15 protein-coding genes are annotated in these 12,708 nt (G+C 64.8%); 10 read left to right on the forward strand and 5 right to left on the reverse strand.

Annotated elements, in window-relative coordinates; genetic code table 11:
• Positions 1-62 precede the first annotated feature (62 nt).
• Positions 63-1,298 (reverse strand): imidazolonepropionase, encoded by a 1,236-nt coding sequence (hutI, locus tag KVP10_RS05755; protein ID WP_246600346.1) that lies wholly within the window; start codon positions 1,296-1,298, stop codon positions 63-65.
• A 552-nt stretch (positions 1,299-1,850) separates the two neighbouring features.
• Between hutI and KVP10_RS05760 the strand changes: the two genes are divergently transcribed.
• The 8 genes from KVP10_RS05760 (at position 1,851) to ubiA (ending at position 7,447) form a co-directional block, all read left to right on the forward strand.
• Positions 1,851-2,099 carry a type II toxin-antitoxin system Phd/YefM family antitoxin gene (locus KVP10_RS05760; RefSeq protein WP_217963552.1) on the forward strand — a complete coding sequence of 83 codons (249 nt, stop codon included), beginning with the start codon at positions 1,851-1,853 and terminating at the stop codon, positions 2,097-2,099.
• A complete protein-coding gene (locus tag KVP10_RS05765; RefSeq protein WP_217963553.1) occupies positions 2,089-2,370 on the forward strand; it encodes a type II toxin-antitoxin system RelE family toxin in 282 nt (93 codons plus the stop codon). Before KVP10_RS05760 ends, KVP10_RS05765 begins: the two co-directional genes overlap by 11 nt.
• Before the next feature lie 54 nt (positions 2,371-2,424).
• Entirely contained in the window at positions 2,425-2,886 is a 462-nt protein-coding gene (locus KVP10_RS05770) for a DUF6228 family protein (protein WP_217963554.1), read from the forward strand.
• A gap of 237 nt (positions 2,887-3,123) precedes the next feature.
• Positions 3,124-3,690, forward strand: a complete 567-nt coding sequence (gene ddpX, locus KVP10_RS05775; RefSeq protein WP_376810949.1) for a D-alanyl-D-alanine dipeptidase — start codon at positions 3,124-3,126, stop codon at positions 3,688-3,690.
• Positions 3,691-3,797: 107 nt separating this feature from the next.
• A complete protein-coding gene (locus tag KVP10_RS05780) occupies positions 3,798-4,106 on the forward strand; it encodes a type II toxin-antitoxin system HigB family toxin (protein ID WP_217963556.1) in 309 nt (102 codons plus the stop codon).
• Positions 4,096-4,455 (forward strand): helix-turn-helix domain-containing protein, encoded by a 360-nt coding sequence (locus KVP10_RS05785; protein WP_217963557.1) that lies wholly within the window; start codon positions 4,096-4,098, stop codon positions 4,453-4,455. Before KVP10_RS05780 ends, KVP10_RS05785 begins: the two co-directional genes overlap by 11 nt.
• Before the next feature lie 483 nt (positions 4,456-4,938).
• The gene (locus KVP10_RS05790; protein ID WP_217963558.1) at positions 4,939-6,141 is read left to right on the forward strand and encodes an aminotransferase-like domain-containing protein; all 1,203 of its coding nucleotides are present in this window, start codon (positions 4,939-4,941) and stop codon (positions 6,139-6,141) included.
• 418 nt (positions 6,142-6,559) lie between these two features.
• On the forward strand, positions 6,560-7,447 hold the full coding sequence (gene ubiA / locus KVP10_RS05795; protein ID WP_217963807.1) for a 4-hydroxybenzoate octaprenyltransferase: 888 nt from the start codon (positions 6,560-6,562) through the stop codon (positions 7,445-7,447).
• A gap of 302 nt (positions 7,448-7,749) precedes the next feature.
• Here ubiA and KVP10_RS05800 read toward each other — a convergent pair whose 3' ends face one another.
• Entirely contained in the window at positions 7,750-8,661 is a 912-nt protein-coding gene (locus KVP10_RS05800; protein ID WP_217963559.1) for a LysR substrate-binding domain-containing protein, read from the reverse strand.
• Between the two features lie 105 nt (positions 8,662-8,766).
• Between KVP10_RS05800 and KVP10_RS05805 the strand changes: the two genes are divergently transcribed.
• Positions 8,767-9,156 carry a tautomerase family protein gene (locus tag KVP10_RS05805; RefSeq protein ID WP_217963560.1) on the forward strand — a complete coding sequence of 130 codons (390 nt, stop codon included), beginning with the start codon at positions 8,767-8,769 and terminating at the stop codon, positions 9,154-9,156.
• Positions 9,157-9,158: 2 nt separating this feature from the next.
• Entirely contained in the window at positions 9,159-9,593 is a 435-nt protein-coding gene (locus KVP10_RS05810; protein ID WP_217963561.1) for an AraC family ligand binding domain-containing protein, read from the forward strand.
• On the opposite strand, the gene KVP10_RS05815 is transcribed toward KVP10_RS05810, so the two are convergent.
• The 3 genes from KVP10_RS05815 to KVP10_RS05820 are packed head-to-tail and all read right to left on the reverse strand — an operon-like array spanning position 9,554 to position 12,675.
• Positions 9,554-10,432: a citryl-CoA lyase gene (locus KVP10_RS05815; RefSeq protein ID WP_281421955.1), complete on the reverse strand. Its 879-nt coding sequence runs from the start codon at positions 10,430-10,432 to the stop codon at positions 9,554-9,556. The two genes, KVP10_RS05810 and KVP10_RS05815, sit on opposite strands and share 40 nt — an antisense overlap.
• Positions 10,433-10,463: 31 nt before the next feature.
• Positions 10,464-11,663, reverse strand: a complete 1,200-nt coding sequence (locus KVP10_RS21230; RefSeq protein WP_246600347.1) for a CaiB/BaiF CoA transferase family protein — start codon at positions 11,661-11,663, stop codon at positions 10,464-10,466.
• 28 nt (positions 11,664-11,691) lie between these two features.
• Positions 11,692-12,675, reverse strand: a complete 984-nt coding sequence (locus tag KVP10_RS05820; protein ID WP_217963563.1) for a Bug family tripartite tricarboxylate transporter substrate binding protein — start codon at positions 12,673-12,675, stop codon at positions 11,692-11,694.
• Between the last annotated feature and the right edge of the window lie 33 nt (positions 12,676-12,708).

Below are 12,708 nucleotides of genomic sequence, written 5' to 3' on the forward strand. Positions count from 1 at the left end.
CGGCTGCGCAGCATCCTCGTCCGGGATGACGGTTCGCCTTGCGGCCGGCCGCTGGGTCGTGCTCATGCCGCGCGCCTCCGCCTGTCCAGGGCCATCTTGCCGTGGCGCACCACCAGGCGGCAGCGGTCCAGGCCGCTCCAGTAGGCCAGCTCGGCCAGCGTGTCCACATTCCAGGCCACGAAGTCGGCCGGTGCGCCCGGCTCTATCCGCCCGCGCACCCGGGCATGGCCCAGAGCGCGTGCGGCATGCGTCGTCACCCCGGCCAGCGCCTCGCCGACCGTCATGCGAAACAGCGTGCACGCCATGTTCAGCATCAGCAATAGCGAGGTGGTCGGCGAGGTGCCCGGATTGCTGTCGGTGGCGATCGCGACCGGCACGCCGTGCCGGCGCAGCAGGTCCAGCGGCGGCAACTGCGTCTCGCGGATGAAGTAATACGCGCCTGGCAGCAGCACGGCCACCGTGCCCGCATCGCGCAGCGCCCGCACCCCGGCCTCGTCCAGGTATTCCAGGTGGTCGGCAGACAGCGCGCCGTGGCTTGCGGCCATAGCGCTGCCACCCATCAACGAGAGCTGCTCGGCATGTATCTTGACCGGCAGCCCCAGCTGGCGCGCCGCCTGCAGCACGCGCCCGGACTGCGCCAAGTCGAAGCCTATGTTTTCGCAGAACACATCCACCGCGTCGACCAGCCCCTCGCGTGCCAGCGCCGGCAGCATCACGCCGCAGACCAGGTCTATGTATTCGTCGGGCCGGCCCGCGTATTCCGGCGGCAGGGCATGTGCGCCCAGGAAAGTCGTGCTGACGGTCACCGGCCGCGTCTCGCCCAGGCGCCGCGCCACACGCAGCATCTTGCGCTCGGTTTCCAGGTCCAGGCCATAGCCGGACTTGATTTCCACCGCCGTCACGCCTTCGCCGCGCAAAGCGTCCAGCCGGCGCAATGCGCTTTCGTAGAGCTCTTCTTCGCTCGCGGCGCGCGTGGCGCGCACCGTCGAAACAATCCCGCCGCCGCTGCGCGCGATCTCTTCGTAGCTGGCGCCCGCCAGCCGCTGCGCGAATTCCTCGGCGCGATTGCCGCCATACACCAGGTGGGTGTGGCAATCGACCAGCCCCGGCGTGACCAGCGCACCCGCCAGGTCGCGCCGGTCGCGCACATCGCGCCAGGCGGCGGGCAGATCCCGCGCCGGCCCGCACCATTCCACCGTGTCGTCGCGCACCGCGATGACGGCATCGTCGATGACATGCTTCGGATCCGCGGCGGGCGCGAGCCGCGCATGGGTCCAGAGCGACATGTGGGTGCTCATGGGGCGGCCTCGCTCGGGCCTGCGTTTCCCGCAGCTCGTCCGGGGTCGGCGCGCCTGCCGGCGTCCGGACGCTTCGCTGTGCGGGCGCCGGCTGCGCGGGTCGGCCGCGCGTGCGTGCTGGAGGCTTGGACTTGTGGCCGGTCTGTCATGAGCTTGTCTCGATGATTATCCGTCGCGGCGGCATCGCGTCCCGGGCTTGCGCCGCATAGGGCCAATGCTGCATAAAGCCCGTGCTGCACAGGACACGCGCTGCACAGGATTCGTGCCACCGTCCGGCGGTGCAGCCCCATGTCGTGTTGCTGCGGATGCAGGCGGCGCTTTTGTATATACAATTATTATTCATGAATTGCCTGGAGTTGGCAATCGTCGAGCTGCCGCCATGCCCTGGTCGCTGACAATAAAATTCTGCCGTGACAATAAGTTCTGCTTCCGCAATCGCGAGTGGCATTAAGGGCCTATTCCTGTCTCTTCTAAACGATTTTGCACTTTTAAAAGCACTCTTAAAAGTGCTATTATGAGAACTCATAATAATGCTTCATGGGGCAGCTCTACATGGCTCACACCGTTCTCGCAGAAACGACGGCCAGCGTTTCTGAACTCAAGCGCAATCCCATGGGAACTGTGGCAGCGGGCGAAGGGGCGCCTGTAGCCATTCTCAACCGCAACGAGCCCGCGTTCTATTGCGTCCCCGCAAAGGCCTATGAAGCCCTGCTGAACCGTCTGGAAGACCTCGAACTGAACGCTATCGCCGATGCCCGCCAAGGCCAGGCGGAAATCGAGGTTTCGCTGGATGACCTATAGGCTGAAGTTCAAAGACGAGGCCTTGAAAGAGTGGTACAAGCTCGACAGTACGCTGCGCGAACAATTCAAGAAAAAGCTTGCTGAACGTGTGCAAGACCCACGCGTGCCGGCTGCCAAGCTGTCTGGCCACGCCGATCGCTACAAAATCAAGCTGAAATCCAGGGGCTATCGGCTGGTTTATGAGGTGCGCGACGCAGACGTCGTCGTAGTTGTTGTCGCTATTGGCAAGCGCGAACGCAATGCGGTCTATGCCGCAGCGACCAAGCGCTGATGCCCAGTGACGAAGACGGGTAGCCATGCACACCGCGCAGGCTAGAATGTCTTCATGTTCCGGCCGCCGCTTGCAGTTGGCGCCGGGCGCGACAGGAGCCTCGTTCTGTTCTCGATAAGATCAAACTCTTCGGACCGGGAGTTGGTGTTTCTCTCGGCCCATGCCGACTATTTCACCGTCGAACTCAAGGGTTCCTCCGTGCAGGCGACGCATGCAGTCTGGGCGGGCCCAGACACAAGCGCCCTGGCCGAGCTGTTCTTGCGGCTGGCTGTGTACGAGCGTCCCTGGAGCGGCGATGAACGCTGGGAATCGATAGACGGGGATTTCTCGCTCTGCGCCAGTTGCTCCCCGCTCGGAGAGGTCAATTTCCAGGTCTGCTTTCACGGTGTGCAAGGCGCGGTAGAGGATTGGCAGGTTTCAGCCGCGCTGACTACCGAATTTGGCCAGTTGCCGGAAATCGCGGCGGACGCTCGCCGGTTTTTCGGCGGCTCCTCTCAAGACACGACGATCGACTGAGTTGCCGACCATCTCTGCGCCGGCCGTTCGTTCGCGGCGGGGACTGGAAAGATCGCTCCGGAAGCAGTCTAATTGGGGTATGGCCCTTACTGGGGTATTCCACAAGGAGGCGGCCATGACTACGACTACTATCATCGAGTCGTTTATAGGCCTGGGGGCGGTCTGTTCCCTGGTCTTGCTGTGCAGCTTGGTGTACCTGATCAGGCGCGAGCGCCATCGGCGGCGTAGAACCTGATGGTGCAGGCGGATCCCAGCGAACTGGTGGAAATCACGCCCGAGCAGTATCTCGTGGACATAGATCTCGTCTATGCCACGGCCAATAACCTCGCCGGCCGGCCGGTATACGCGCAGGCGCGCTGCGCCTTGCGCCCGCAGGCGGCCGCGTGCCTGTTGCGGGCGGCGCGGGCCGCGAATCGCGCGGGTTGTCGGCTGAAGATCTTCGACGCCTACCGTCCGCCGCGCGCCCAACAGATATTCTGGGCGCTATGTCCCGATCCGCGCTACATCGCCGACGCCAGCCAAGGCTCGAACCACACGCGCGGCATCGCCGTGGATGTCACGCTGGTCGACGCAAACGGTGTGCCGCTGGACATGGGCACCGGGTTCGACGCCATGGAAGACCGCTCGCACCACGACCGCGACGATCTGCCGCAGCAAGTGCAGCGCAACCGCAGCCTGTTGCTCGGCATCATGCTGCAGGCGGGCTTCCGCTCCATCGCCACCGAGTGGTGGCACTACGAGCTGCCCGACTCGAAGCGCTACGCGCTGCTGGACGATCCTATTGTGACGGCGGTACCGGAATAGCGTGTCGCGCGTATGGGCGGCGTGTTTATGGCAGCGTATTTCCCAGGATTGAATAAAGTGGTCGAGGCTTAGTATAATTCTCCCAATTTGGGAGGATTGGTGGCGATGTGAGGATAATCGCGAAACGCACCCTGAGAAAATTCTGGGAGCAGCCGGGGCATAAAGACGCCCAAGGGCCGCTCGAAAGCTGGCATGACGAAACGCTTGCGGCTAGTTGGCGATCCCCTCAGGAAATCAAGAACCAATACCGTAGCGCAAGCATATGTGGCAACAACAGGGTTGTATTCAATATAGGCGGGAACAAATATCGCCTAGTGGTGCAAATGCATTATCAGGCGCAAATTGCCTGGGTCAAATTTCTTGGTACGCACACTGAATACGATTTGATCGATGTGGAGACCGTCAATGAATATTAATCCCATCCGCAACGATGCCGACTTACAGCAAGCATTTCATCGTCTCGAGACTGTGTTCATGGCCGAAGAAGGTACTCCCGACGCGGATTTGAGGGATGTTCTGGTTGCATTGATCGAGGCCTATGAAAACCAACACTACCCGATAGGCCCTGCCGATCCCGTTGAGGCTATCAAGTTCAGAATGGACCAGCAGGGCCTCACTCCGCGCGATCTGGAACCTCTAATCGGCCCCAGCGGACGGGTATCCGAAATCCTGAACGGGAAGCGCCCCTTGACGCTGCGCATGATAAGGCGGCTGCACGACGAATTACGCATTCCCTACGAAAGTTTGCTGGCCGAAGCGGGCTGATCGTCGGTCTTTCGGGCGTCGTGGGCGGTGATCTGCCAGCAAATTCTTGAAACTTGCAGTAATCTAACGGATTCACTGCGTGAAAAGGGAATAGCGAGCGGTACACGGCGATGTGGCCGCTACGCGCCTGGCGGCCCATACGGCCGGCCGGGAATCCGCCCGCGGCATACCCGCCGCCTGCCTTCCCCACGGCCATACCCGCGGCCTGTCCATGCAGCCGGGCGCTAGCCGCGCCTGTTCGCCTTGTATTCGTAATTCCGTTGCGCCGTGCTGATGCACGGCATATTTAATTGATACGCATGAAGTGATGCGCGCAGCCCGCTGCCGGCTTGCCGCAGGGCCACGGCGACTCGCCGTAGCTTGCGTCAGGCGCAGTACTTGCTGCAATCCCCGCATCCCGAGCGCGCGTATCGCCAGTCTTTACACCGCAAACACGTTTTCTTCCCATACGTTCTTTGTGCTCTTTCCGGATATCCCAGACTCATGAATGCCCCCCTGCCGCCCTCCCGCTATACCTTCTCGCAGCGCGCCCGCAACATCAACAGTTCGGCCATACGCGAGATTCTCAAGGTCACTGAAAGGCCCGAGATTATTTCCTTTGCCGGCGGGCTGCCGGCGCCGCAGGGGTTTCCGGTAGAAGTCGTCCAGGCCGCCTATGACCGCGTGCTCAGCCAGCAGGGCCGCGTGGCCCTGCAATACGGGCCGACCGAAGGCTACGCGCCCTTGCGGGCCTGGGTTGCCGAAGACCTGAAGCGCGTCGGCGCGCACGATATTTCGCCCGACGAAGTGCTGATCGTCTCGGGTTCGCAGCAGGCGCTGGACATGCTGGGCAAGCTGTTCATCGACCCGGGCAGCAAGGTGCTGGTCGAGGCCCCCAGCTATCTGGGCGCGCTGCAATCGTTCTCGCTGTTCGACCCTGCCTATGTGTCGGTGCCCACTGATGAAGGCGGCCTGGTGCCGCAAGGGCTGACGGACGAGCGTGTGCGCGACGCGCGCTTCATCTATGCACTGCCCAACTTCCAGAACCCCACCGGCCTGACCATGAACCTGGCGCGCCGCCAGGAACTGGTCGAACGCTGCGCGGCGGTGGGCCTGCCCATCATCGAAGACGATCCCTACGGCGACCTGCGCTATGCGGGCGAGGCGCTGCCCGGCCTGCTCGGCCTGGGCCGTGCGGTGGGCGCGACCGTGATCCGCCTGGGCACGTTTTCCAAAGTGCTGGCGCCCGGCCTGCGCCTGGGCTATATCGCGGCCCCGCGCGAAATCATTTCGAAGCTGGTGCAGATCAAGCAGGCCACCGATCTGCACACCGCCACGCTGACCCAGATGGCCGTCTACGAAACCGTCAAGAGCGGCTTCCTCGATACGCACCTGCCCAGCGTGCGCGAGCTGTATCGCAAGCAGTGCGGCTACATGCTGGACGCGATGGCCGAGCATTTCCCGGCCACCGCCAGTTGGACGCGCCCCGAGGGCGGCATGTTCATCTGGGTCACGCTGCCCGAGCACATCGACAGCAGCGAGCTGCTGGCGCGCGCCGTACAGCGCAATGTGGCGTTCGTGCCGGGCGCGCCGTTTTATACTGACGAGGTGCGCCCGAACACGATGCGGCTGAGCTTCGTCACGGTGCCCGAAGACAAGATCCGTTCGGGTATCGCGGTGCTGGGCGAGTTGATCCGCCAGAGCTGATATCGGTCCAGCCGGTTTTGCCGGCTGATTCGGCGGGCCGGGGCTTTTCCGGATATCCTGTGCTCGGGCTGGCGGTCTAGGGCCTGTTCACCTTAAAAGGGGTACCGCATGGCCACAAAACAGCCTGTCCATCAAGGCGCGAAGCGCAGCCGTGGTGGTTCCACGGCGAGCATGAGCAACGCCGAGGGGCGGGCTGTTTTGTGGCCACCCAGCGGGCTGGCGGACAGAAGCCCGCCTGCGTCGTTGCGGACTCGTTGTGTGGGGCGGCCTCGCCCGCGCCTAGCCTGGCGGGCTTCTCTCCGCCAGTGCGGCACTCCTTTTAGTGTGAACAGGCCCTGATCCGTTTAATCTCAGTAGTGAGCGCAGTACCTTGAGCATAGCCCCCGAGTCTTCGTCCTCCATCCCCGACTTGTCCGACATGCGGCCCGATGATTGGGTCGAGCGCTGGCTGCCGCGTTCCTGGGGGCCGTACGCGCGGCTGTGCCGGCTCGACCGCCCGGTGGGCACGTGGCTGACGCTGCTACCGTGCCTGGCCGCGCTGGTGCAGGCGGCGGGCGGCTGGCCCACGCTGTGGCGCCTGTGCATTTTCTCGCTGGGTGCGCTGCTGATGCGCGGCATAGGCTGCACCATCAACGATATCTTCGACCGCGATTTCGACCGCAAGGTCGAGCGCACACGCTTCCGGCCGCTGACCAGCGGCCAGCTCAGCCTCAGGCAGGCCTTGTATTTCCTGTTCGGCCAATTGGTGGTGTGCGCCTTGCTGCTGTTTGCGATCAATGCCTACAGCCGCTGGCTGGCGCTGCTGCTGCTGCCCTTCGTGGTGGTGTATCCGCTGTGCAAGCGCTTCACCTATTGGCCGCAGGTGGTGCTGGGCATTGCCTTCAACTGGGGCATGCTGATGGCCTGGTCCGACACGCGCGACATGGTGCCGCTGGCCGGCATCGCCATGTGGGTGGGCGCCGTGCTCTGGCAGGTAGGCTACGACTCCATCTACGCCTATGTCGATGTGCGCGACGACCTGGAGCTGGGCCTGCATTCCACGGCCATGCGCTTCGCCGAAAACGGCAAGGCGTGGATCAGCGGCTTCTACATCGTCACTATGGTGCTATGGCTATATGCCGGCGTGGCCTTGCACATGGCCTGGGGCTATTACCTCGTGATGGCGGTCATCGCCGCACATTTCCTCTGGCAGATGCTGCTGTTCAGCCTGAAGCGCCCCGACCGCAGCTTCATGCTGTTCCGCGCCAATATCTGGGTGGGCGTGCTGATGATCGTCGCGGCGCTGAGCGGTACCTTGCTCGCCTGATTGCGCCGGCCCGGCCGGGCGCGGTGCTGCGCGCGTACGTATCCGCGTCCGCTCCGCATCTGCATCTGCATCTGCATCCGCGCCCGGGTCTTTCACTGTGCCGCTATCCTTGCTCGCGCCGCTGTGCTTGGCGGGCGGCCTGGGCGCGCCGCGTGCCTTACCCCCTTCTGCCTACCAACTCTGCGAGCTTCTGCATCCGGCATGCCGACGCATGCCGCGCTCCTGCGTTTGATGCAGAAAAGGTCTATGCGGAAGAGTTCTACGCGGGAAGAAGCCTGCGTGGAAGATGCCGGAAGCCAGGCTCAATGCGGCAGGCGGTGATGAATCGCGGTGCGCAAAGCATCGGCCAGGAAGGCGACGGCCGGAGAGTGCTCGGCCCGCGAGCTGATCATGGTCAGGTCCACATCGGGCAGGCTCGGCAGCCCGCCGGCCGAGGGCGCCAGCGCCGCCACGCGGGGCGGCAGGCCGATGGGCGTGCGTATGGTCACGCCCAGGCCCGCGGCGACTGCCGCGAGCAGGCCATTGAGGCTGGAGCTGGTGAAGGAAATATCCCAGGTGATATTGGCCTGGTTCAGCGCCTGCTGGGCGGCCGTCTTGAACAGGCAGGTGCCCTCGAACGTCACCAACTGGAACGGAGACGCGTCGTCGGCGGAGCCCGCGCCGGCCGTGGCCCCACGGCCCTGCGGCGCGGCATCCAGGCCGCCTATCCACACCATGGGCAACCGCGCCAGGGTTTCGCGCCAGGGCGCGCCGCCGCCATTGCCCCAGACTACGGCCAGGTCCAGTTCGTCGCGGGCGATGCGATCCATCAGTTCGGCATTGCGGCAGACCCGGGTTTCGATGCGCATGCCCTTGTGGGCGCGCGCAAAGCGGCCCAGGACGTCGGTAAGCACCCATTCTCCCAAGTCTTCCTGCAGCCCCAGGCACACCTTGCCGTGCGCCTGCATGCCGTGGATGGCGGTCAGCGCGGCGTCGTTGGCGGCCAGGATCTGGCGCGCATAGCTGAGCAGGGTTTCGCCGGCCTCGGTCAGGGCCAGCCCGCGCCCCGACTTGCGGAAGAGATCCACGCCGGCCTGCTGCTCGAGCTTCTTGAGCTGCGCGCTGACCGCTGCCGGCGAGCGGCCCACGCGGTCGGACGCCTTGGCGAAAGTGCCCAGCGCCACGCCGGTCTCGAAGGTGCGCAGGGCATTGATGTCCAGATTATGAGCGGCCATTTCAGTTCCAAAAAATCGAACTATTTGTCTAAAACAATTTGATTTATTTGAATAGTATAGGCGCCTAAGATTCCCACATCAATCATTTCCGTACAGGAGTCCACCATGCCTCTAGCTCGAATTTCCCTGGCGCGCGGCAAGTCCCGCGAGTACCTGCGGGCGCTCAGCGAAGAGCTGCACGCCGCGCTGGTCGAGTCGTTCGAAGTGCCGCAGGACGATATGTTCCAGTTGATACACCAGCACGATCCCGACGAGATGGTGTTCGACCCCCACTACATGGATGTCGACCGCAGTGCCGACGCTGTCTTCATCATGCTGGCGACCGGCAGGCCGCGCTCGACGCAGACCAAGCTGCGCTTCTATCGCACGCTGGCCGATCGCCTGGCTGTGCGTCCGGGCATCAGGCCGGACGACATCATGGTGGTGATATCCAGCTCGCAGCGCGACGAATGGTCCTTCGGCAAGGGCCTGGCTCAATTGCTGTCGGAGGCCTGACCATGAACGACCTGACGATGTTGCCTCGGCACCTGACGGTGGTGCTAGACGAGGACGTGCTCAGCGTGCCGGCCCGGCCCGAGGCGTCGACCGGGCGCCTGGAAACCCAGATGTTCCTGGCGTCCGGCGCGGACGGCGAGAACACGGCGATGAAGGCGCATTACGGCGCCGGGGTATGGTCGCAATGGCACAGCCATCCGCTGGGGCAGATCCTGTATATCTTGTCCGGCGTATGCCGAGTCCAGCGCGAAGGCGGCGGCGTGTTCTACGCCAGGGCGGGCGATGTGGTGTGGCTCGCGCCGGACGAGACGCACAGGCACGGCGCCGACGAAGGCGGCCCGATGTCGTACCTGAGCATACAAGGCGTGCTCGGGGGCGAACATGCCTTGTGGGCTGGTCAGCGCTGCGGCACTTCGCGCGGCGCGGGGCCTTCGTAGGCGGGCAGGTATTGCCGGGGTATCGGGCCCTTGTTGCGGCCGCCCTGCTGGCTTTGTTCCCAGGCGTGCGCCAGGATGCCCAGCGAGCGCGACAGGCAGAAGATGCCGCGCGCCAGCGGCGCGGGAAAGCCCAGTTCGGCATAGACCACGGCCGAGGCGCCGTCGATGTTCATGGGTATGGGCTTGCCCTTGCGTTCGCTCAGCCGCCGCTGCACCGCGCGCCCGATGGCGGCGTAGCGGCCGCTGACCACGCCTTGCGCCGCGGCCTCGTCCACCAGTTCCAGCAGGCGCGGCGCGCGGGGGTCCAGCGGATGGAAGCGGTGACCGAAGCCCGATATGTATTTGCCGTGCTCTTCGGCAAAGGCGGCCAGCGCCTGGTCCACGGCTTCGGCCTCGCCCAGGCCTGCGTCCATGCGCGCCTCGATGTCGTGGTACAGCGCCACGGCCTGTTCGCCGGCGCCGCCGTGCACATCGCCCAGCACATTCACCGCCGAGCCCATGGCATTGTTCAGGCCCACGCCGCAAGTGGCCGCCATGCGCGAGATGGCGATGCTGGGGGCTTGCGGGCCGTGGTCCACCGACGAGACCAGCGCCGCGTCCAGCAGCGCGCCCTGCGCGCGGCTGGGCAGCTCGCCGCGCAGCATCAGCCACACCATGTCGGCATAGCCGATGCGGCCGATCAGGTCTTCGATCGCGTAGCCGCGGTAGCGGATGCTGCCCGGCTTCATGTCGATGATGGAGGTGCGCCACCACTGGGCGCAAGCCGCGCCTTCGGCGTCCGTGCCGCGTGCCGGTTCGCCGCGCGCGGCCTTGCTGTCGTCTTGGTTCTGAGTATTCATGTGCGGGCCCTCCTGCGGCCTCGAGGCGAGTTCAGAGCACGCCGTTCGTTTCCATGTCGCGGATTGCTTCGGCGCTGTAGCCCAGCTCCTGCAACAGGGCATGGGTGTCGCGGCCCAGCGTGGGCGGCGGGGCCTCGACCGCGGGCGCCTCGCCGTCGAGCTTGAAGCCGCCGCGCACCACGCGGATGTCGCGGCCCACGCCGGGCACATCCGGGAAATGCGCAACCAGCCCGCGCCCGCTGATTTGCGGATGGTCGAGCGCCTGCGGCACGCTGTACACCGGACCGGCCGGGATGCCGGCGTCGGTCAGCATCGGCCACCATTCGGCGGCCGGGCGCGCGGCCAGCAGTTCTTCGATGCGGGCCTTCAGTTCGGCGCGGTTGCGCAGCCGCGCCTGGCGCTGCGCATAGCGTTCGTCGCGCGCCAGCTCGGGGCAGCCGAGCACGCCGCACAAGGCCTCGAACTGTTCCTGCTTGTTGGCGGCGATATTCAGCAGCCCCTCGCCCGTCTTGAAGGTGCCCGAGGGGCTGGCGGTGAAATTCTCATTGCCCAGCGGCCGCGGGTCCTGGCCGGCATTCAGGTAGTTGGACACCACCCAGCCCATGGTGGCGATTACCGATTCCAGCATCGACACGTCGATGAAGCGCGGCTGCGTGCGCTGCGTTTCGGCCAGCGCCGAGGCCACGGCGAAGGCCGCCGTCATGCCGCCTATGGTGTCGGCCACCGGATAGCCCACGCGATAGGGCGCGGTGTCGGGATCGCCCGTGATGCTCATGGTGCCCGACATGCCCTGGATGATCTGGTCGTAGGCCGGCAACTGGCGCAGCGGCCCGTCCTGGCCGAAGCCGGAGATGGCGCAATAGACCAGGCGCGGCTGGTGCTTGCCCAGCACGTCGAAGCCCAGCCCCAGGCGGTCCATGACGCCGGGCCGGAAGTTCTCGACCAGCGCGTCGGCGCTTTGCACTAGGCGCAAGAAGGCTTCCTTGCCCTGGGGTTTTTTCAGATTGAGCGTGATGGACCGCTTGCCTGCGTTCTGCGCCAGGAAAGACAGGCCCATCAGCTTGCCGTTGAGTTCGGCGTCCGCCCCCAACTGGCGCGCCAGGTCGCCGGTGCCGGGGGTTTCCACCTTGATGACATCCGCGCCCATGAGCGCCAGTTGGTGACAGCAGAAGGGGCCGGCCAGCACATTGGTCAGGTCCAGCACCCGTATATTGCGTAGAGGTTTGCTCATGGGAAGATAGCCGTGAATCGCGGATTGATCAGTTGTTTATGGTCAGGTGCGCATCCTTGATGATGCCCGACCACTTGGCGGAATCATTGGTGATGGAATCGGCGAAGTCCTGCACCGTGCCGCCCAGCACCACATTGCCTTCATCCATGATTTTCTTGCGCAGCGTCGGGTCCTTCAGCGCTTCGTTGATGTGCGTGTTCAGTTCCTGGATGATGTCCTTGGGCGTGCCGGCGGGCACCAGGATGCCGGTGCGCGATGCGGCCTCGAAGTTCGGCAGGGTGTCGGCCAGCGGCGGCACGCCCGGGAACTGCGGTATGGATTGCGGCGTGGTGATGGCCAGCATGCGCACCTTGTCGTTCTTCAACTGGGGCAGCGCCGCCGGGGCCGAGGCGAAGAAGGCGTCGACGCGCCCGCCCAGCAGGTCGGTCATGGCCGGCGAAGCGCCCTTGTAGGGCACATGCAGCACGTCCAGTCCGGCTTCCTTGGCGAAGTAGCGGCCGGTGATGTCGCCCACCGTGCCGGTGCCCGCATTGCCTATCGTCAACTGGTCCTTGTGGGTCTTGAAATACTTGATCAGCTCAGCCACCGATTTGTACGGGCGGTCGGCGCGCACCACCAGCACCATGGGCTGTGAAGCCACGGACGCCACTGGCGCGAAATCCTTGGCGACGTTGTACGAAATGCGCTTGTACAGGTAGGGGTTGATCGACAGGTTGGAAGTCTGGCCCAGGGCCATGGTGTAGCCGTTGGGCTCGGCGCGGGCCAGCACGCCCATGCCCACGGTGCCGCCGGCGCCCGGGCGGTTTTCCACCACGATGTCCCAGCCGAATTTCTGCGACAGGGTGGTGCCCAGGAAGCGCGCCATGGTGTCGGTGCCGCCGCCCGGCGGGAACGGGACCACCAGCTTGATGGGCTGGTTCGGATAGGCCTGGGCCGCCTGCGCGGCGGGCACTGCGGACAGGCCGCAGGCCAGCACGGCCGCGGCGGCGGCGAAATTGCGTAGTGAAATCATCTCTTTCTCCTTGGTGTGGTAGTGCTTGGTATA

The sequence above is a fragment of the Candidimonas humi genome, assembly GCF_019166065.1.
GTDB lineage: Bacteria > Pseudomonadota > Gammaproteobacteria > Burkholderiales > Burkholderiaceae_B > Candidimonas > Candidimonas humi.